23 protein-coding genes are annotated in these 19,394 nt (G+C 64.4%); 3 read left to right on the top strand and 20 right to left on the bottom strand.

Going from position 1 to position 19,394, the window contains the following annotated elements:
• Nucleotides 1-137: 137 nt before the first annotated feature.
• Both A3AI_RS0130785 and A3AI_RS0130780 read right to left on the bottom strand, forming a co-directional pair.
• A complete protein-coding gene (locus A3AI_RS0130785; RefSeq protein ID WP_024519268.1) occupies nucleotides 138-335 on the bottom strand; it encodes a hypothetical protein in 198 nt (65 codons plus the stop codon).
• Between the two features lie 59 nt (nucleotides 336-394).
• Complete coding sequence (locus A3AI_RS0130780; RefSeq protein WP_024519267.1) at nucleotides 395-751, bottom strand: hypothetical protein; 357 nt, start codon at nucleotides 749-751, stop codon at nucleotides 395-397.
• 135 nt (nucleotides 752-886) lie between these two features.
• On the opposite strand from A3AI_RS0130780, the gene A3AI_RS43700 reads away from it, so the two are divergent.
• The 3 genes from A3AI_RS43700 to A3AI_RS0130770 all read left to right on the top strand — a co-directional run bounded on the left by A3AI_RS43700 (nucleotide 887) and on the right by A3AI_RS0130770 (nucleotide 2,764).
• Nucleotides 887-1,144: a hypothetical protein gene (locus A3AI_RS43700; RefSeq protein WP_156928011.1), complete on the top strand. Its 258-nt coding sequence runs from the start codon at nucleotides 887-889 to the stop codon at nucleotides 1,142-1,144.
• A 299-nt stretch (nucleotides 1,145-1,443) separates the two neighbouring features.
• Nucleotides 1,444-2,235 (top strand): DUF72 domain-containing protein, encoded by a 792-nt coding sequence (locus tag A3AI_RS43695; RefSeq protein WP_036050115.1) that lies wholly within the window; start codon nucleotides 1,444-1,446, stop codon nucleotides 2,233-2,235.
• Between the two features lie 67 nt (nucleotides 2,236-2,302).
• Complete coding sequence (locus A3AI_RS0130770; protein ID WP_024519265.1) at nucleotides 2,303-2,764, top strand: DUF488 domain-containing protein; 462 nt, start codon at nucleotides 2,303-2,305, stop codon at nucleotides 2,762-2,764.
• A 127-nt stretch (nucleotides 2,765-2,891) separates the two neighbouring features.
• Here the strand turns inward: A3AI_RS0130770 and A3AI_RS0130765 are convergent, their stop codons facing one another.
• The 18 genes from A3AI_RS0130765 to A3AI_RS0130680 all read right to left on the bottom strand — a co-directional run bounded on the left by A3AI_RS0130765 (nucleotide 2,892) and on the right by A3AI_RS0130680 (nucleotide 19,364).
• Nucleotides 2,892-3,809, bottom strand: a complete 918-nt coding sequence (locus A3AI_RS0130765) for a PhzF family phenazine biosynthesis protein (RefSeq protein WP_024519264.1) — start codon at nucleotides 3,807-3,809, stop codon at nucleotides 2,892-2,894.
• 57 nt (nucleotides 3,810-3,866) lie between these two features.
• The gene (locus A3AI_RS0130760) at nucleotides 3,867-4,676 is read right to left on the bottom strand and encodes an amidohydrolase family protein (RefSeq protein ID WP_024519263.1); all 810 of its coding nucleotides are present in this window, start codon (nucleotides 4,674-4,676) and stop codon (nucleotides 3,867-3,869) included.
• 24 nt (nucleotides 4,677-4,700) lie between these two features.
• Nucleotides 4,701-5,948 carry an MFS transporter gene (locus tag A3AI_RS0130755; RefSeq protein WP_024519262.1) on the bottom strand — a complete coding sequence of 416 codons (1,248 nt, stop codon included), beginning with the start codon at nucleotides 5,946-5,948 and terminating at the stop codon, nucleotides 4,701-4,703.
• Nucleotides 5,949-5,999: 51 nt separating this feature from the next.
• The gene (locus A3AI_RS0130750; protein WP_024519261.1) at nucleotides 6,000-6,725 is read right to left on the bottom strand and encodes a GntR family transcriptional regulator; all 726 of its coding nucleotides are present in this window, start codon (nucleotides 6,723-6,725) and stop codon (nucleotides 6,000-6,002) included.
• A gap of 70 nt (nucleotides 6,726-6,795) precedes the next feature.
• On the bottom strand, nucleotides 6,796-8,112 hold the full coding sequence (locus tag A3AI_RS0130745; protein ID WP_024519260.1) for an adenylate/guanylate cyclase domain-containing protein: 1,317 nt from the start codon (nucleotides 8,110-8,112) through the stop codon (nucleotides 6,796-6,798).
• 44 nt (nucleotides 8,113-8,156) lie between these two features.
• Nucleotides 8,157-9,323 carry an ABC transporter permease gene (locus tag A3AI_RS0130740; protein WP_024519259.1) on the bottom strand — a complete coding sequence of 389 codons (1,167 nt, stop codon included), beginning with the start codon at nucleotides 9,321-9,323 and terminating at the stop codon, nucleotides 8,157-8,159.
• Nucleotides 9,320-10,258, bottom strand: coding sequence for an ABC transporter ATP-binding protein (locus tag A3AI_RS0130735; RefSeq protein WP_024519258.1), 939 nt, complete (start codon nucleotides 10,256-10,258; stop codon nucleotides 9,320-9,322). The genes A3AI_RS0130740 and A3AI_RS0130735 overlap by 4 nt, the downstream gene beginning before the upstream one ends.
• Nucleotides 10,255-11,040: an HlyD family secretion protein gene (locus A3AI_RS0130730; protein ID WP_024519257.1), complete on the bottom strand. Its 786-nt coding sequence runs from the start codon at nucleotides 11,038-11,040 to the stop codon at nucleotides 10,255-10,257. The genes A3AI_RS0130735 and A3AI_RS0130730 overlap by 4 nt, the downstream gene beginning before the upstream one ends.
• Nucleotides 11,037-11,738, bottom strand: coding sequence for a TetR/AcrR family transcriptional regulator (locus tag A3AI_RS0130725; RefSeq protein WP_024519256.1), 702 nt, complete (start codon nucleotides 11,736-11,738; stop codon nucleotides 11,037-11,039). The genes A3AI_RS0130730 and A3AI_RS0130725 overlap by 4 nt, the downstream gene beginning before the upstream one ends.
• Nucleotides 11,739-11,953: 215 nt before the next feature.
• Nucleotides 11,954-12,364: a DUF2000 domain-containing protein gene (locus A3AI_RS0130720; RefSeq protein WP_024519255.1), complete on the bottom strand. Its 411-nt coding sequence runs from the start codon at nucleotides 12,362-12,364 to the stop codon at nucleotides 11,954-11,956.
• A 134-nt stretch (nucleotides 12,365-12,498) separates the two neighbouring features.
• Nucleotides 12,499-12,843 carry a DUF4189 domain-containing protein gene (locus tag A3AI_RS0130715; RefSeq protein WP_024519254.1) on the bottom strand — a complete coding sequence of 115 codons (345 nt, stop codon included), beginning with the start codon at nucleotides 12,841-12,843 and terminating at the stop codon, nucleotides 12,499-12,501.
• A 269-nt stretch (nucleotides 12,844-13,112) separates the two neighbouring features.
• Entirely contained in the window at nucleotides 13,113-14,717 is a 1,605-nt protein-coding gene (locus A3AI_RS0130710) for an NTP transferase domain-containing protein (protein WP_024519253.1), read from the bottom strand.
• On the bottom strand, nucleotides 14,714-15,415 hold the full coding sequence (locus A3AI_RS0130705) for an XdhC family protein (RefSeq protein ID WP_024519252.1): 702 nt from the start codon (nucleotides 15,413-15,415) through the stop codon (nucleotides 14,714-14,716). Before A3AI_RS0130705 ends, A3AI_RS0130710 begins: the two co-directional genes overlap by 4 nt.
• Nucleotides 15,416-15,419: 4 nt before the next feature.
• Nucleotides 15,420-15,743 (bottom strand): XdhC family protein, encoded by a 324-nt coding sequence (locus A3AI_RS0130700; RefSeq protein WP_024519251.1) that lies wholly within the window; start codon nucleotides 15,741-15,743, stop codon nucleotides 15,420-15,422.
• Between the two features lie 13 nt (nucleotides 15,744-15,756).
• Nucleotides 15,757-16,920, bottom strand: a complete 1,164-nt coding sequence (locus A3AI_RS0130695) for a vWA domain-containing protein (protein WP_156928017.1) — start codon at nucleotides 16,918-16,920, stop codon at nucleotides 15,757-15,759.
• Between the two features lie 177 nt (nucleotides 16,921-17,097).
• Nucleotides 17,098-18,006, bottom strand: a complete 909-nt coding sequence (locus A3AI_RS0130690; protein WP_024519249.1) for an AAA family ATPase — start codon at nucleotides 18,004-18,006, stop codon at nucleotides 17,098-17,100.
• Between the two features lie 31 nt (nucleotides 18,007-18,037).
• On the bottom strand, nucleotides 18,038-18,844 hold the full coding sequence (locus A3AI_RS0130685) for an FAD binding domain-containing protein (protein WP_024519248.1): 807 nt from the start codon (nucleotides 18,842-18,844) through the stop codon (nucleotides 18,038-18,040).
• 34 nt (nucleotides 18,845-18,878) lie between these two features.
• A complete protein-coding gene (locus A3AI_RS0130680; RefSeq protein ID WP_024519247.1) occupies nucleotides 18,879-19,364 on the bottom strand; it encodes a (2Fe-2S)-binding protein in 486 nt (161 codons plus the stop codon).
• Nucleotides 19,365-19,394 lie beyond the last annotated feature (30 nt).

The following is a 19,394-nucleotide window of genomic DNA, read 5'->3' as shown; positions in this document are numbered from 1 at the left end:
TACATCCGGCGCAGCCTGGCTATTTCGTGGTCGTCCAGCGCCCAAATCCCGCGAGAACGGGTTTTCAACAGCGCCGTTGACAGAGAAATAGGTATGCCCAGGCCGTTCCGCAAGGGGCGGGTGGGCTGCGGGGCTTTCTAGTTCGGAACCTCGCGAATCACCGGGCCCCGCGGGACCGGCGCAGCAGGCGCAGCCGGCTGGGCCTCGGGCTGGGCTAAGGTGGCCGGCTTGGGCGGTTTTCCGAACTGCCCAATCGGCCCATAATAGACGGCCGCACCCAGCACGACGATCGCGACGATCGTGCCCAACAGGCCGGCGAAGGACTGCGACGTCATACCGAACTATCCCCTTTGGCTCGGCTGAATTGATACCATGGAACGACGCGCCGGCAAGGTTAGTTCGCCACCCCCTTCCGGTGGGCGAAGGCCGTCACAATGTCCTTCTGCGCAAGTTCGATGGCATGGTTTGCCGTGTTGAGGTTGGCGTCCGCCGCGTTATCCGGGAATTGCAGGCTGAAGTAATCCAGCAGCGTCACCCGAAAATTTTGCCGCTCGGACGGACAGGCGCTTGCGATATCAGCCATGAAATCCTGCGCCGACATGGCCTTTGTGTCGGGCCGGGAATACTCGCGTGCCAAGCAATTCCAGTAGGAATCGCGTCCCTGCAGCGCGAGCTTGTGTGCATCCTGGACTTCATCCGCCAATGCGCCAGAGGCGATCGAGGCAAGCGCGAGAGCCAACATGATCCGCATTCCATTCTCCTTTTCTTGAACGCAGCTTACCTTGAACTTGAGCAGGGGTTAAGCACATGAGACATGCGAATCTGCACGAGGGAATAGACGCGCAGGAGCAGTGTTCTGCCGGGAAAGAACCGCCGGAGGTGATGAGTGATCAAAACTGCAATGTTAGGCGCGGTGGTGGTGGCGACCGCGTTCTCCAGTCAAGCGCGGGCACAGGCCGCGGTCGAAAACCCCGGCTATTGCGCCCAGTACTATCCGAGCGCCAACTGCCAGAACTACGGGCCCGGCAACCCGATCTATCGCGGGCACTATCCCTTTCCCTCATATGTCGCGCCGATCGAGCGACCGGACGGTTACGCTGCTGTGCCGCGTCGACCCCATCACCGGCACCACCACCACGGCTGAAGCGAAGGCAGGCCGGTCTTCGGAGTTTCGCCGCCCGTGCTGGCCAATGCGCGTCAATTTGACTAGTCTTGATGCCGCAAGCATTCCCGCTTCCCGGACATGAGACCTGCCGCGTGGCCAAGCAAGCAAAAAAAGCCTCGACAAAAAAGTCGTCCGCCAAGGACTCCGCGAACAAGGCCCCGGCGAAGAAGGTTGCCGCAAAGAAGTCTGCCGCGAAGGCGCCTTCCACAACGGTCCCAGCGGGCCCCAAATCGCCTGCCAAATCCCCTACCCCAAGGCCCTCAGTCGCGGCGCAAGGGTTGGGTCACATTTTTATCGGTGTGGGCGGCTGGACCTTCGCGCCCTGGCGCGGGGTGTTTTATCCCGACAAGCTGCCACAGGCGAAGGAGCTGGAATATGCCGGCTCGAAGCTGACCTCGATCGAGATCAACGGCACCTATTACGGCTCGCAGAAGCCGGAGAGCTTTCGCAAATGGGCGCGCGAGGTGCCCGATGGCTTCGTGTTCTCGGTCAAGGGCTCGCGCTTCACCACCAACCGCCGCGTGCTGGCGGAGGCAGGCGACTCCATCAAGCATTTCTACAACACCGGCGTGCTGGAGCTTGGCGACCGGCTGGGACCCGTGCTCTGGCAGTTTGCGCCGACCAAGAAATTCGACGAGGTGGATTTCGGCAAGTTCCTGGAACTGTTGCCGCGCGAGATGGACGGGCACAAGCTGCGCCACGTGGTCGAGGTGCGCCACGACAGTTTCCGCACGCCCGCCTTTATCGCGCTGCTCAGGCAGTTCGAGATTCCGGTGGTGTTCGCCGAGCATGCGACCTATCCCGGCATTGCAGACGTGGTCGGCGACTTCGTCTATGCGCGGCTGCAGAAAGGCAATGACGACATTGCCACCTGCTATCCGCCCAAACAGCTGGATGAGTGGGCCAAGCGCCTGCAGATCTGGGCGAGTGGCGGCGAACCGGACGATCTGCCGCGCGTTGGTGCGACGAGCGCGCCCAAGAGACCGCGCGACGTCTATGCCTATGTGATCCACGAGGGCAAGGTGCGCGCGCCCGCAGGCGCGATGGAGTTGATCGAGCGCGCGCGCTGATGCAAAGCCTTTTCGAGCGAAGCGATAACGGTTAGCGCAACGAAACCGCCCCAAAATGAGGAATTCGATGGCCAGGGCGAAAAAGCTTTTCACCATCGGCTATGAGCAGACGCCGCAAAAAGCGGTGCTCGATGAGCTGCAAGGCGCGGGCGTCAAGCTCCTGGTCGATGTGCGCGCGGTCACCTCCTCGCGGCGGCCCGGCTTCTCCAAGAACCAGCTTGCGGCCGCACTCGATGAGCGCGGCATTGCCTATGTGCACCTGAAAGCGCTGGGCACGCCGAAGGAAGGCAGGCAGGCCGCACGCAGCGGCGACTATCCCGCGCTTGAGAAGATCTACGCGGCGCATCTGAAGAAGCCGGAGGCGCGGCAGGAAATGGACGAGCTCGCCACGTTGGTCATGAAAGCTGGCCCGGTCTGCCTGCTCTGCTACGAGCGCGACCACCGCCACTGCCACCGCCGGATGATCGCGGAGATCATCCAGCAACGGGACGGCGCGAAGACGGAAAATCTGGCGCCGCGGCAGGTTTAGGCGGCGACCACTCTGTCCGTCATTCCGGGGCGATGCGAAGCATCGAACTATGGTGCGCAATTGCGCACCTGAGAATCTCGAGATTCCGGGTTCGATGCTTCGCATCGCCCCGGAATGATGGAACGGGCTAACGTGCTTCGCCCTCCAGCCACAGCGTCCCCTGCATCATGGGCGCGCAGCGGCCGCCGACATGGGCGGAGACGGACTTGCCCGCCTGCTTGACCACGCGCGTCAAAAGCAGGCTCGGCCGTCCCATGTCAAAGCCCTGCCCGATGGCAAGCCGCAATTCGCCGTCTCGCGTGCGATCGATATCAGCCAACAGCGCCGCCGCCGCGACCGTGGCGCTCCCCGTTGCGGGGTCCTCGATGAGACCGCTCGAGCCGGGAAAGAACATGCGCGCCTGCAATTCGCAGGGCGCCTCCGCCGGCGCCACATCGCGGGTATAGAAATAGATCGCAAAGGCACCATCGCACGGAAAGATACGGGCGAAGGCGGCGGCGTCCGGCTTTGCCCGGCGCAGCGCGTCGCGCGAATGAATCTCCGCGACCAGGAAGGGCGTTCCGACCGAGACGATCTGGGGTGGATGGCGGCTGGTTGCGACATCGTCAGTTGCCAGCGAGATCAGGCTCGCCGCCTCGGCCGCTGAGACCTGCGTAAGCCTCTTGAGCGGCTGCGGTGCGGTGAGCTCCGCGCCAACCACCTTCTCACCTTCGGTCAGGATGTCGATCGGCACGAGACCCGCGTCCTCCTCGAAGCTCAGGTGCGCCGGTTGCTTTGCCGCCTGCCGGGCCAGCACAAAGGCCGTGCCGACATTGGGATGGCCTGCGAAGGGAAGCTCGCGAACCGGGGTGAAAATGCGCACATGTGCGTCATGGCCAGCCTCGCGCGCCGGGAGCACGAAAGTCGTCTCGGAATAGTTGAACTCCGTCGCGATCGCCTGCATCTGCGCCGTGGTGAGGCCTTGCGCATCCAGCACCACGGCGAGCGGATTGCCGCCGAAGGCACGATCAGTGAAGACGTCGACAGTGATGTAGCGCCGCTGCATGGCCTCGCCTCTTCCTGCGATCTAGGGTCTTTTCCGATTACACGACCCTGACGCCGGCTAGAAGCGAAACAATGATCTCGGAGCAATCAGCACCCTGGCGCGTTCGTCGGCGTCAGTGATGAGCTCGTCGAGAAAACGCCGGTTCTTCGCGTAAGTCTCGCTCCTCTCGAACTGGGTGTGCGGCCAGTCGCTGCCCCAGAACAGATGATCGAGACCGAAGGACGCGCGTAGCAAGGGATAGGCCTGCCTGGCGAAGGCGTCGCCGTTCGGGCCGTTGCGATAGGGCGCGGACATCTTCACCCAGACCCGACCCGTCGCGCCGAATTGGAGGATGGACTGGAACGCGGGATCGCCGACGCCGAGCATGGGATCGGGCAGCGTGTAGTGATCCAGCACCACGGCGACACCTGCATCGAGCAGCCGTGGCACGATGCAGACAAGGTCGGACGCACTGCGCTGGATCTCGACCTGCCAATTGGCGGACCTCAAATCGGCAAGCAGCGCCTTCCATTCCGGCGCGGTCAGATCGGGCAGCTTCTGCCCCACCAGATTGAGGCGGATGCCGACGACGCCAGCCCTGTCGAGCGTCAGCATGTCATGCGATGAAATGGTGGGATCCAGCACGGCGATACCGCGCAGGCGGCCTTTGGCCTGTTTCAAGCAGTCCACGATGTAGGAGTTGTCGGTGCCGAGAAAGCTTGGTTGCACCAGGACGCCGTTGGTCGTGCCGTTCTGGTCGAGCCGCCGCAGATAGAGCGACAGCGGCGCGTTGTAGTCGGGCGCATAGCGACGGCCGGCCGCGAGCTTGAGCTCACGATGAAAGACGTGGGCGTGCGTATCGATCGCAAATTGCGGCGCTTCATGCAAAGGCTTCGTCCCCGATCCCGTTCCTTACGCGCGCGCGGCGGCGCCTTCCTTCTCGAACACTTTTCCGCGCGTCTCCGGCAGCAGCATGACCGCAAGCAGCACCAGCGAATAGGCAAAGGCGGCGTCGATGCCGATCGCGGGCCCGAGCCCAATGCGGTCGGCGAGAAAGCCAACCAGGAACGGAAAAGCCGCGGAGACGACCCGGCCGAAATTGTAGCAGAAGCCGACGCCGGTGCCGCGCACACCGGCCGGATAAAGCTCGCTGAACAGCGCGGCCATGCTCGCCGGAATTCCTGCGGAGAAGAAGCCGAGCGGGAAGCCGAGCACGAGCATTTCGGTGTTCGACAGCGGCGCAAAAATATATGCAAGCACGGTCGCAACGCAGGCGGCCGCGAACAAGGTGACATTGGCGCGGCGGCCGAAGCGATCGCTGAAGTAGCCCGAGACCACGCAGCCGCAGAAGAAAGCGATGATGATCACTGCGAGATAAGCACTCGAGCCGAGCACCGACAGATGCCGCTCCTCGCGCAGGAAGGTCGGCAGGAACGTCGTCAGCGCTGCATAGCCACCGTGGGCGCCGACGCCGAACAGGCCGCCAACCAAAGTGGAGCGCAACACATCGGCATGAAAAATCCCCGTCACAGTCGCGAGCAAGGGTGGCCGCGCCTCGACCTTGTCAGCGCGCGCCGGTTCTTTCAACCCACGCCGGACATAGAGGATCAGCAGCGCCGGCAACAGCCCAAGCGCGAACAAGATGCGCCAGCCGATCTCGGCAGGCGCATAGGTGAACACCACCGCCGAGAGCACGACGGCCGTGCCCCAGCCGACTGCCCAGGCGCTCTGCACCGCGCCGAGCGCCGTACCGCGATGCTCGGGGCGAATGATCTCGGCCATCAGCACCGCGCCGCAGGCCCATTCCGCGCCGAAGCCCAGACCCTGGATCGCCTTCAGCGCCACGAGCTGGCCGTAGCTCATGGCAAAGGCCGAGGCGAAGGTCGCGACAGCGAAGGTCGCAATCGTGATCTGTAGCGCCCTGACCCGGCCAAAGCGGTCGCCGAGCGCGCCGCCGACCCAGCCGCCGATCGCCCCAAAGAACAGCGTGATCGAGCCGAGCAGCCCGGCTTCGGCCTTGGTGATGTGGAAGGTCGCGATGAGAGCGGGGATCGCGAGCGAGAACATCTGGACGTCGAGCGCGTCCAGCGCCCAGCCGCCAAAACTTGCCCAGAACGTCCGCCGCTCCAGCGGCGAGCTTTCGCTGTACCAATTTGCCATTCGTAGCGTCCTTGATTTCCTCTTGCGTCGTCTTTTGTGTTTTTTGGCTTCTCAGCGAATTTCGACGTGATAGCGAAACCGCGTCGCCGGCCCGCGTGAGCGGCGCCATTCGATCGGGTGCCGCTCGAGATCGAAGGCGAGCCGTTCGATCACGATCAGCGGCGCGCCCTCGTCCAGCCGCAACAGCCGCGCCTGCATGGCTGTCGCGGTCTCGACCGAGAGGTCTTCGTCGGCCGACACCACGACCTGCCCACAGCGCTGTTCGTAGAGCGGATAAAGCAGGTCGCCGAAATCTTCCGATTGCATCGTGAGCACCGGCTCGAAACGCGACTTCTGCAGCCATATCTCTTCGGCAAGCAACGGCTCGCCGTCGATCAGGCGCAGACGTGAAAGGATGATGACAGGCTCGCCGGCCGGCAGGCGTAACGCGCTAGCCACGGCGGACGGCGCTGCGACGACCTTGCGCCCGAGAATTCGGCTCTGCGGGACCCGCCGCTCGCCACTCTCGGACTGAAAACGAAAAAAGCGGAACAGCGAGGAATTGAAACGTGCGCGGCGGACGAAAGTGCCGCGCCCCTGTTGGCGCTCCAGCACGCCGTCGGCGACCAGTTGGTCGATGGCCTTGCGCACGGTGCCGATCGCAACGCCGTGCTGTGCGGCAAGCTCGGCCTCCGAGGGGATGAGATCGCCGGGGCGCAATTCCCTGCGATTGATCCTGATCGCGATGTCGTCCCGAAGCCGCTGGTAACGCGGCAGGCGCTCGTCGTACGTACTCATATGGTCATATAGATGACCATATGAGGCCACGTCAACGGTGACGTCAACGGTCCCCGGAGCCTGCCCGCGCCTAACCCAATTGCCAGACGGTCATCGGCTGCTCATAGCCCCGGATCGGAACTTCGCCGAGCGCTACCGCATCGTCGCCGTCCTCGCCGAGCGCCTCGCGCACCGCTGCCGAGATCAAGAGCTGGGAGCCGAACTCCTTGTTCAGCGCCTCCAGCCGCGAGGCAAAATTCACGGTATCCCCGATGACGGTGTACTCCTTTCGCCGAGGCGACCCGATATTGCCGGCGACCACCTCGCCGAAATGAATGCCGATGCCGATGCGCAGCTTCCAGTCGGAGACGTCGTTGATGCGCTCCATCGCGGTGAGCATGTCGCGCGCTGCAGCGACCGCGCGGTGCGCAGCGTCCGCGGCGTCGAAGGGCGCGCCGAACAAGGCGAGAAAGCCATCGCCCAAAAACTTGTTCACGATGCCGCCGTGACGGTCGAGGATGTCGACCAGCACGGCGAAGGCACCGTCCAGCCGCTCGACCACCTCCTGCGGCGAGCGCGAGCGGGCCGAAGCCGTGAAGCTGCGGAAATCGACGAACATCACCGCAACGCTGCGGATGTCGCTTTCCGTGCTTGCCCCCTCCGCCATCAGGCGTTCGACCACCTGCGGCGAGACATGCTGGCCGAACAAATTGGTGACCCGGTCACGCGCGGTTGCTGCACGTATACTCGCGGCAAAGCCGCGCCTGAGCTGCACGCCGACCGCGCCGGCCAGGATGCCGCAGGTCAAGATAACGAAGCTGCGCGACAGATGGTAATAGAGTTCCGGCGTCGCGTCCGGATTGACGGCGGGCTTGTAATGCATCGCAACCGCGTAAAGCTCGACCGCTGCGACAAAGCCGGTGAAGGTCGAGAGCCAGAAATCCAGCCGAAGCGTCGACAGAATGATGAAGATGAAATAGGCCATCGGCATGACAAAGCCGAGCGCCTGCACCGGCCCCATGCTTTCGATCTGCAACACGAGGATGACCGTTGGGACACTGGTTTCGATCAGCGCACCAAGGTATCGCCTGTAAACACTGACGTCGCGGTCGAGCTTCAGGTGATTACTGATCACCGCGTGGACCCAGACCTCGAACAGGATAAGGCCGAATAGGATCCTGAACACGGCATTGGGGTCGACGCCGTGCCAGACGCGCTCCACGAGTTCGGGGTAAAGAATGTGAACGGTGCCGGCGACGACGATGATCCCGATTGCCACCGCGATCACGGCTCTGACCCGCACCAACTCGGTGCGCATCACCTCCCGCATCAGCATGTGCTCGAATTCTTTCGACGCCGCTTCATGCGGCCCGAAGATATCACGCCAGAATTGTGCGATCGCCCTCATTCAAAGCATCCCGGATTCGCGCATTCCGCGCCTGCGATACTGCCTCAATCGAGCGTACGGCGGAAGCGCGTAACCGCAACCGTCATGGCGAACAGTGTCAGGCCGACCAGCGCGAGCGCATCGTATTGCAGGTTCTGCAGGGTCGAACCCTTCAGCATGATGGCACGCACGATGCGCAAATAGTGCGTCAGCGGCAGGCACTCCCCGACATATTGCGCCCAGACCGGCATGCCCAAAAAGGGAAACATGAAGCCGGAAAGGAGAATGCTCGGCAGAAAGAACATGATGGACAGCTGCATGGCCTGCAGCTGGTTTTGCGCGAGCGTCGAGAAAGTGTAGCCGATTGCGAGGTTGGCGGTGATGAACAAGGTCGAGAGCAGCGCCAGCAGCCAAAGGCTGCCGAACACCGGGACACCAAAGAGGAAGATGCCGATGCCGAGAATCATCGCCGCCTGCAGGAACCCGACCATCACATAGGGGATGATCTTGCCGAACATCACCTCGACCGGCTTGATCGGCATGGACAACAGGCTTTCCATGGTGCCGCGCTCGATCTCGCGCGTCACAGACAGAGCGGTGAAGATCAGCATCGTCATGGTCAGGATGGTGCCGACCAGGCCCGGCACAATGTTGAGCCGGCTTGATGCCGCCGGATTGTAGCGCGCGTGCGCCCGGATCTCGAAGGGCAGTGAGGGCGGATCGCCGGCGAACAGATCGTGCTGGAGCGCGGTCTGCACCACCACGCTGAGCGAGGAGAGCGCCGAGCTCGCCGCGATCGGATCGGTGGCATCGGCCGCAACCAGCAGCGCGGGATGGTCGCCGCGCCGCACCGCGCGCTCGAAACCGCGCGGGATCTCGACGCCGAACAATACCTTGCCAGAGAGCAGCAGATTGTCGAATTCCTCGACCGTGTGCACCTCGCGGACGAAGCGGAAATAGGCGGTGTTCTGCAGCGCCTTCAGGATCGAGCGGCCGAGATCGGTGTCCTCCTGCAACAGCACCGCGGCAGGCAGATTGTGCGGCGTGGTGTTGATGGCATAGCCGAACAGCAAAAGCTGCATCACCGGGATCATCACGATCATCGCAAATGACACCCGATCGCGGCGAAGCTGGATGAACTCCTTCACCACCATCGCATAGGAGCGACGCCAGAAGCCGAACGAGGGCCGGCGTGTGTGGGTGACTGAGGCGGATGCGTCAAGGGCGCTCATTGGAAATTGTCCTTCGAGCGGTTCATCAGTTCAATGAAGACATCCTCCAGCGACGGTGCGGAGACCTGCCATTTCAGGCCGTCCCTGTCGCGCCAGGGCGCGATGGTGGCCTCGAGCGCAGCTTTGTCGCGACCGGAGACATGCAGCGACGTGCCGAACGGCGCGACCATGTCGACGCCGGGCTGTCCCTGCAGCTTTTCACCGAGATGCTGCAGATCGTCGCCGGTCACGGTGAACGTCGTCAGCGCCGAATGCGCAATCACCTGCTCCACCGTGCCGTGTGCCAGCAGATGGCCGTAGGCGATGTAAGCAATCTCGTGGCAGCGCTCGGCCTCGTCCATGTAATGGGTGGAGACCAGTACGGTCAGCCCGTCGGCGGCCAGCGCATGGATCTCGTTCCAGAAATCGCGCCGCGCCTTGGGATCGACGCCCGCGGTCGGCTCGTCCAGCAGCAGCAGCTCCGGATTGGGCAGCGTGCAGGCGCCGAGCGCGAGCCGCTGCTTCCAGCCGCCGGAAAGTTCGCCGGCGAGTTGCTCCTCGCGGCCGCTCAAGCCGAGCCGCTTGATCATGTCGCGCGCGGCGGTGCGCGCATTCGGCACGCCATAGAGCCGGGCGACGAATTCGAGGTTCTCCCGCACCGAGAGGTCCTGGTACAGCGAAAAGCGCTGGGTCATGTAGCCGACCTTGAGCTTGATCTTCTCGGCGTCGCGGCGGATGTCGTATCCGAGGCAAGTGCCCTCGCCGCTGTCAGGCGTCAGCAAGCCGCAGAGCATGCGGATGGTCGTGGTCTTGCCGGAGCCGTTGGGGCCGAGGAAGCCGTAGATCGAGCCGCGCTTCACCTGCATCGACAGGTCATGCACGACCTCGCGGCCGCCGAAGGTTTTTGTCAGGCCCTTGACGTCGATCGCGATTGCGTTGGATGGCGCGCCATTCATTGCCTGATCGCGACGGGTGTCTTGGGATTGAGATAGACGCTGATCGGCTGCCCGACGCGCAGCGCATCCGGCCGCGAGGGCCGAGCCTGGATCAGATAGACCAGCTTGTTGCGCTCATCGAGGCTGTAGATCACCGGCGGGGTATATTCGGCTTGCGTCGCGATGAAATAGATCCGCGCGGTGAGATCCGCCGCGCAATTGTCGCAGGTGACCTTCACCTCGTCGCCGAGCGCAAGCTTCGGCAGCTCGGTCTCGGAGACGAAGAAGCGGATCTTCATGTTGCCTGGCGGCATGATCGAGAGCACCGGACGCTGCGCCGGCACCATCTCGCCTTCGCGGAAATAGATCTGCTGGATGGTACCCGCGACCGGTGCAAAGCCCTTGCGGCGCGCGAGCCGCGTCTGCGAGGTCACGACATGCGCCTCGGCCACCCGCAGCCCGGAGACCGCAGCATCGAGCGTGGCCTGCGTGCCGGCGCCGGTCTTGGAGAGCGCGGCGGCGCGGTCGTAGCTCTGCTTGGCGTTGGCGAGCGTCGCATTGTTCTGGTTGAGATCGGCCTGCTGCAGATCGTCGTCGACGGAATAGAGCTGGTCGCCGACCTTGACCTCGTCGCCCTCGCGGACATCGAGCTTTGTGACGCGCCCGGTCTCATCGGGGCTGACAAAGATCATGTCGGCCTCGACCCAGCCCTGGAAGCCGGGATCGCGCCCCTGGTTGCAGCCTCCAAGGCTTGCCGCGGCGAGCATGGCCATCACGCAAAATAAAGTCTGCGACGTCGTCATGACGCGCTCCGTTCGCCAAAAATCAAATCAAGATGCACGCGCAGCATGGCCATCGCATCGAGCGGCGCATGGCGCTCGAACAGGCTCTTCCAGATCACGGCGATCATGGCGGGCGCCACCACGATCTGCGGATAATCCTTGAGCGCCGGCAGACGGATTTCGCCCCTGGCAATGCCTGTTTCGATCAGGCCGCGCATGACGGCCAGCCCGCGCGACACGACCTCGCGATAGTAGAAATCGGCAATCGCCGGAAAGCGCGGCCCCTCCGCCACGATCAGCCGTACGAGGTCGCCACGCCGCGTGGTCGCGACCTCCTGGATGAAGGTGAAAGCAAAGCGCTCCAGCGCCGCGCGCACCGATCCGACAGGCTGCTCCGGAGGCGCAAGGCGCGCGATCAGCGGCACGATCGCGGTGCGCACCAGCTCCTCGAACAGCGCCTCCTTGTCCTTGAAGTGCAGATAGATCGTTCCCTTGGCGACGCCGGCGCGCCTGGCCACGTCGTCGAGCCGCGCCGCCGCAAAGCCGCGCGCGATGAACTCGTCCAGCGCCGCCGCAACGATCGCCGTCCGCCGCTCTGCGGCGCGCGCGGCGCGGTTGGAGACGGGGCTCGCCGCCCCCAACGGCTTGCGGTCTTGTGGTCGGCCCTGGGGTGGGTCCCGGCGCGGCCGGGCAGCAGGTTTTGCGGGCGTCTTGCTCATGCTCAAATTATGACTGACTAGTCAGTCATTGTCAAATACCGTGTCGCCCGACATCCGCCGCCGCCCCCCGCCCCCGCGGTGGGCATTGCGGGGGCAAGACTAGCCACGACGGCAGGCTGCATGTTGAGCAACGTCAAGCCTCGCCGATCACCGAAGCGGCGCGCAGGTCTATTGCGGATTTCTGCTGGCGCGCGTGCGAAGCGCAGCGAACGGCATCAACCGTGAAACTTCAAACCGTCGACGATCTTGTCGACCGTCTTGCGCTCGGCTCGCACGGCGAGCCCGACGAGATTGAGATCGGGCCGTGCCACGGCCTTGACCGCGGCGCGGTTGGCCTCGTCATGCGTGGTCTTGAACATGTCCTCGGTGTAGACCGCGGGCGTCACGTTGCGCGCCAGCGCCCGCTCCAGCGCGCGCGACAGCGCGGCGCGGTCGGCACCATAGATCAGGATCGGCTGGCCGATCAGCGCGAGATATTTTGTCGCCGAGCCGTCCTCGTAGGACGCACCGACGCATTCGGGAAAGGCGGCGGCAACGCCTCCGGCGAGAAAGGAGGCGACGTTCAGCTTCTGCCAGGCTTCAAGCTCGGTCCGGATCACGATCGCGATCTTGGTGTCGAATTGCATTTGACTGTCCCACTGTCATTCCGGGGCAAGCTCGCTCATCGCCGTCACTACGAGGGGCAAAGCGACGAAGCAACCCGGAGCCACCCCTGTGGCTCTGGATTGCTTCGCTTACGCTCGCAATGACGGTGCGGAAATCAACCTCTTCCGTCGCAAGCCCAGCCGCGGATCACGCATTCCTTGCCACCGAACTTGTAGCATTCGCGCGTCGCCTCGTTGAGCGAGTTCGAGATCTGCGGTCGCACCGCATAGCCGTGGGGACCGCAAGGGTTGGTCATGTCGATGGAGAAGGCGGCGCAGGCACGGCGCATGGTGACGGCCTCGCAGTCGCCCTTGCACTGCTTGAGCGCTGCAGCGCGCGCGGCGTCCTCGGCCGGATAGTCAAAGGCCTGGCCAAAGGCGCCGCATTTGCCCATGGCAAAGGCGCCGGCCGCCGAAGCCGGCACGGGAGCCGCCATCGCGAGCACCGTCAAGGCGGCCATAGCGTGTCCGCGCGCTGTCCTGAACGAAAGCACAATCCCCCTCCCCAACCCGTCAGCGCAGCCAATCTACGCGCGCGGTCGTTTCAACTTGGTGAATGCGGGGTTGAAATTGGCGTGGCCGTCGACGCTATAACGACCGGGGTCGTCCCGGCGAAGGCCGGGACCCAAACCGCGGAATCTATCTTTGGACCTCAGAGCGCAGACCACCTTCGCAATAACAAAAGGCCTGTGGTTATGGGCCCCGGCCTTCGCCGGGGCGACGGAAATAGTCATCCCCGCCGGGCGGTTTCCAGCGCTTGCGGCGTGTCGATATCGAGGAAGGCGCTTTCACCGTCGACCGGCACTTCGGCGACCGCTTCGGCGTGCTTGGCAATCAGGTGCCGAGCGCCGATATCGCCGTCGAGCGTCAACAGCTCGCTGAAGAAACGGCGTGACCACAGCACGGGATTGCCGCGGCGTCCTTCGGCGACCGGCACCACGATCAGACTGCCGCGATCGGGATCGAACGCCTCGACGAGGCGGTCGATCAGATGGGCGTCTATCAGCGGCATGTCGCCGAGACAGACCACCGCGCCGTCCGCTTGCTTGGACACCGCGGCAATGCCCGCCTTGACCGAGCTTGCGAGCCCGCCGGCGAAATCGGGGTTGCGGACGAATTTCACCTTCAATCCCGCCAGCGCCTGCTCGACCAGTTCGGCCTGATGCCCCGTCACCACGATCACTTCGGACGCTTTGGAGGCCAGCGCCTGTTCGGTCGCGATCCGCACCAGCTTTTTGCCGGAGAGCTCGGCGAGCATCTTGTTCGGACCGCCCATCCGGGTCGAACGCCCGGCCGCGAGCACGATCGCCGCCACGTTGCGATTGCCTTCGGTGTCGGTTTTGGCGCGCGGCTGCGGCCGTGTGACGATTTCCATCAAGAGCCCGCCGACACCGAGGCCCATCAGATCGGCGCGCGTGACCTTCAGCCCCGCGAGCAGGCGCATCAACACCCAGTCAAAGCCGTTCTCGACCGGCGAGCGCGCGCAGCCCGGCGCGCCCAGCACCGGCACACCCGCGGCGCTGCCGACCAGCAAGAGATTGCCGGGATCGACCGGCATGCCGAAATGCTCGATCGCGCCGCCGATGCCTGTGATCGCCGCCGGAATCACGTCGCGACGGTCGGCGATGGCGGAGGCGCCGAAGACGATCACGAGCTCGGAGCCCTGCGCCAGCATGTCCTTGACCGCGGCGGCGAGCGCCTTCTCCTCATGCGGAACGCGCTGCTCGGCGATAACGGTCGCACCCGCCGGGGCCAGCCGCTCGGCGGTAACGCGCAGCGTCTTCTCGATCACCTTCGGCGCAAGCCCCGGCAAGAGTGTCGAGACCACGCCGACGCGCTTGATTACGTAGGGCGCGATGCGTAACGCGTCGGAGCCTGCGGCCTTCACGGCGGCGTCGCGCAAGCTTCCCTCGACCCCGAACGGAATGATCTTCACGGTCGCGATCATCTCGCCTTCGACCACCGGCTTGAACGCCGGCAGCGTCGCAAAGGTGATGGCCTCGTCGATGCCGTTGATGCGATCGACAATGTCACGGTCGATCACCAGAACGCCGGCGCGCCCGGCAAACAGATTGGCGCGGCCGGTAAAGGCGCGCTCGACATGGATGCCCGCGCCTGTGACGGCGTTGGCGATCGAGGATGCCGCCTCGTCCTCGGAGACGTCGCCCGGCTCCAGCCGCACAACGACGACCTCCTTCACGCCCGCCTTCTCCAGCAGCTCGACCTCGGCGGCGCCGATGGTCGTGCCCTTCTTGAGCAGCAGCGGACCGTGGCGCAGGGTGTGCACGGTCACCCCGCCGGCGGCCTCGCGCGGACTGGCAGGACCGAATTTCATGCGGCCTGTTCTTTTTCTTTTGGCGGCAACCTGAGCTGCGCGGTGATCTCGGCCATGATGGAGACCGCGATCTCCGACGGCGATACCGCGCCGATCGCAAGCCCGATGGGCGCGTGGATGCGCGCGACGTCCGCTTCACTCGCGCCCATCGACCGCAGCCGCTCCGCGCGCTTTCCATGGGTTTTACGCGAGCCGAGCGCGCCGATATAGAAGCAGTTGCACTTGAAGGCGTGCAGCAGCGCCGGATCGTCGATCTTGGGATCGTGCGTCACCGCGACAAAGGCGGTGTAGTGATCGATGTTGAGCGGCGGCAGCGCGACATCGGGCCATTCCGCGATCAGGGGCACATCGGGAAAGCGCTCAGGGCTGGCAAAGGCCGTGCGCGGATCGACCACGGTCACGTCATAGTCGAGCGAACGGGCCAGCGGCGCCAGCGCCTGGCTGATATGGACTGCGCCGATGATCACGAGCTTGGCGGTCGGCGCGTAGACATTGAGGAACAGCTTCTTGCCGCTGGCTTCGACCATGGCGCTCTTGCCCGTGCGAAGCTGCTTTGACAGCTCGGGACCAAGCGGATCGGCGGCAAAATCCCCGGCCTTGACCAGCCGCTGTTCGCCGCTGGCGACATCGGTGACGATGATCGCCGGGCGCCGCGCGGCGCGCTCGGCATTGAGCTCATGCAGGGTCTGAAGCTTCACCTGACTACCCCACCTTCTCGACAAAGACCCGGATGGTGCCGCCGCAGGACAATCCCACGTTCCACGCGGTCTCATCGGCCACGCCGAATTCCAGCATCTTGGGTCGCCCCGATGCGATCACATCGAGCGCCTCGGTGACAACCGCACCCTCGACGCAGCCGCCGGAAACCGAGCCCAGGAACGTGCCATCGTCATTGATCACGAGGCTCGAGCCCGCGGGCCGCGGCGCCGAGCCCCAGGTCTCCACCACCGTGGCCAGCGCAACGCCATGGCCGGCCTTCTGCCAGTCCTCGGCAGCTCTCAGGATATCTTCGTCACGGTTGAGCATTCTAAGCCTCCCATCAGGCTGCGGAGCGAATCAGGCTGCGGTGATGCGGCGGGATCGGGGACGACAGGGCTTTGATCAGGGCCTGCATCGAGCTCAAATTATGCACCGGGCGGAATTCGTCAACGTGCGGCAGCATCATTTTGATGCCTTGCGCCTTCGGCTCGAAGCCACCGAACCGCAAAAGCGGATTCAGCCAGATCAGCCGGCGGCAGGAGCGGTGCAGCCGGTCCATCTCGAAGGCGAGCTTGTCGTCGGCTTCGCGCTCGAGCCCGTCGGAGATCAGGAGCACGATGGCGCCCTGCCCGAGTACACGCCGCGCCCACAATTTGTTGAAGGTGTGCAGCGAGGTGGCGATCCGCGTGCCGCCGGCCCAATCCTCGACCGAGGCGGAGCAACTCGCCAAGGCCTCGTCCGGGTCACGCTCGCGCAACGCGCGCGTCACATTGGTGAGCCGCGTGCCGAACAGGAACACCGAGACCCGCTTGCGGGCGTCGGTGATGGCATGCAGGAAGTGCAGGAACAGGCGGGTATATTCGCTCATGGAGCCGGAGATATCCAGGAGCGCCACGATCGGCGCCGGCTTCTCGATCCGCCCGAGCCGGTAGATATCGATAATGTCGCCGCCGGTGCGGAGCGATCCGCGCAGCGTGCGGCGCATGTCGAGCTTGAGTCCGCGTCGATCGGGCTGGTAGCGGCGAGTTTCCAGCTCGGCCTGCGGCAGCCGCATCAGGTCGATGGCGCGGGTGGCTTCCGCGATTTCCGCGGCGGTCATCTGCGCAAAGTCCTTCTTCTGCAGCACCTCCTTGTCCGACACCGACAGGCGCAGGTCCTGCTCCTGCACCTGCGGCTCGTCCCGCATCGAGGGCTGCGACAGCGCTTCCTGGACGCGGCGGGACGCCGGCGGCGGCTTCTTTTTGGCCTGGTCCGGCAGCGGCACGGAATCCAGCATGTGCTTCCAGTCTTCGGCGGCGCGGAAGAACAGGTCGAAGGCCTGCGCAAAGATCAGCATATGCTCGTGGCGCTTGACGAAGACAGCTTCCAGCGTGGTGTAGACCTCGGCGCGGTTGCCGATCTCGATCAGCTGCAGCGCATTCATGGCGTCGATCACGGCACCCGGCCCGACCGGAATTCCGGTCGCGCGCAGCGCGCGCGCAAACCCGACGACATTGTCGGCCATCAGGCCGGTCGGAGGTGCGAGATGATTGATGGCTGAAGGCACCGCTCTATCCTCTTGTCATTCCGGGGCGACGCACAGCGTCGAACCCGGAATCTCGCGCCACAACCTCTGGATTCCGGGTTCGCGACTTCGTCGCGCCCCGGAATGACGAACGTTGCCGCAGCGCGACGAGCAAACTCAATTCTCGCTCGTGGCTTCCTTCAGCACCTTTTGCAGGGCATCGCCCTGCATCCGCGCGATGTCGTCCTGGTACTTCAAGAGCGCGCCCAGCGTGTCGCCCACCACCTGCGGCGTCAGCGAGCGGGCATCGAGCTCGGTCAGCGCCGTCGCCCAGTCGATGGTCTCGGCGACACCCGGCGATTTGTAGAAATCCTGGTCGCGCAGCGCCTGCACGAAGCGCACCACCTGCTGCGAGAGTTTCGCAGAGATGCCGGGGACCCGCGACTTGACGATAGCAAGCTCGCGCTCGGCCGAGGGGTAGTCCACCCAGTGATACAGACAGCGGCGCTTCAGCGCATCGTGGATCTCGCGGGTGCGGTTGGAGGTGATGATCACGATCGGCGGTTGCGGCGCCTTGACGGTGCCGAATTCGGGGATGGTCACCTGGAAGTCCGAAAGGATTTCGAGCAGGTAAGCCTCGAACGCCTCGTCCGCGCGGTCGAGCTCGTCGATCAGGAGCACCGGCGCGCCGCCGACATCCGGCTCCAGCGCCTGCAACAGCGGGCGCTTGATCATGTAGCGGTCAGCAAAGATGTCGGAAGCCAGTTGCTCGCGGTCGCTGTCGCCGGCGGCTTCCGCCAGCCGGATCGCGATCATCTGCGCCGCGCTGTTCCACTCATAGACGGCAGAGGCGACGTCGAGCCCCTCGTAGCATTGCAGGCGGATCAGCTTGCGGCCGAGCGTCGCAGACAGCACCTTGGCGATCTCGGTCTTGCCGACGCCGGCCTCGCCTTCCAAAAACAGCGGCCGGCCCATCTTCAGGGACAGATAGGTCACGGTCGCAAGCGAGCGCTCGGCGAAGTAGCCGCGCGCCTTCAAAAGGTCGAGCATTGCATCGACGGATGCAGGAAGGGCCGATGCGGTCATCAGTGAGCCAGTGTTGGGCCGAAGGCCTTTGTCATTCCTTTGCGGTCGCAGCCTCGACCGCCCGGCGGGCCAGCACCGCGATCAGATGCGCGCGGTATTCGGCGCTGCCATGTATATCGCTATTTAAGCCTTCTGCCGCCACCGTCAAACCGTCGAGCACCTTGTGCGAGAAGCGCTTCTTCAGGGCCTCCTCGAACGACTCCAGGCGGAACACGCCGTTGGAGCCGGCTCCGGTCACGGCGACCCGCACGTCGGAGGGGCGTTTGGCGACGAACACGCCCACCAGCGCATAGCGCGAAGCCTGGTTGCGGAATTTCACATAGGCCGCCTTCTTCGGGAGCGGGAACAGCACCTTGGTGATGATCTCGTCCGGCTCGAGCGCTGTCGAGAACAGACCCTGGAAATACTCTTCCGGCTTCAGGCGCCGCTTGTTGGTGACTATGGTCGCGCCGAGCGCCATGACGGCTGCCGGGTAGTCGGCGGTCGGGTCGTTGTTGGCGAGCGAACCGCCGATGGTGCCGCGATGCCGCACGGCGGGGTCGCCGATCATGCCGGCGAGCTCGGCGAGCGCCGGGATCGCCTCGCCCACGGTCGGCGAATTGGCGACCTCGAAGTGGGTGGCCGTGGCGCCGATCACGAGCGCGCGCCCCTTCATCTCGATCTCGTTGAGTCCCTCGATATGGGAGAGATCGACCAGATGCGGCGGGCTCGCCAGCCGCTGCTTCATGACCGGCACGAGCGTGTGGCCGCCCGCGATGACCTTGGCGTCCTCGTTCTTGGCCAGCAGATTGGCTGCCTGCCGCACCGTCCCGGGACGATGATATTTGAATTCGTACATGGGATGTCCTGCCCGCCGTTAGCGGTTATGAAAGTTAAGCGAGATCGGATTTCGCCATCGCCTTGGCGCCGGCCGCGATCGAGGCGACGATGTTCTGATAACCGGTGCAGCGGCAGAGGTTGCCCTCGAGCTCCTCGCGGATCACCTCGTCGGTGAGATCGTTGCCCTTGCGGTGGACGATGTCGACCGCGGTCATGATCATGCCCGGGGTGCAGAAGCCGCATTGTAAGCCGTGATGCTCGCGAAACGCCTCCTGCATCGGATGCAGCGGCGCGCCGTCGGCAGCCAACCCTTCGATGGTCTTGACCTCGTGGCCGTCAGCCATCACAGCAAGCGTGGTGCAGGATTTCACCGCCCTGCCGTCGAGATGCACGACGCAGGCACCGCATTGCGAGGTGTCGCACCCGACATGGGTACCGGTCAGCCGCAGATTTTCGCGCAGGAACTGCACCAGCAACATCCGCGGGTCGACATTGGCGGTTACGGGGTTGCCGTTCACGATCATGGAAATTTTGGCCATCAGCACTCTCTATTGTCACTGCCGCGCAGG

Origin of the sequence: Bradyrhizobium sp. Tv2a-2, assembly GCF_000472425.1 — a bacterium.
Lineage (GTDB): Bacteria > Pseudomonadota > Alphaproteobacteria > Rhizobiales > Xanthobacteraceae > Bradyrhizobium.
The sequence above is the reverse complement of the archived record's forward strand: the minus strand, read 5'-3'. Positions and strand labels throughout refer to the sequence as shown.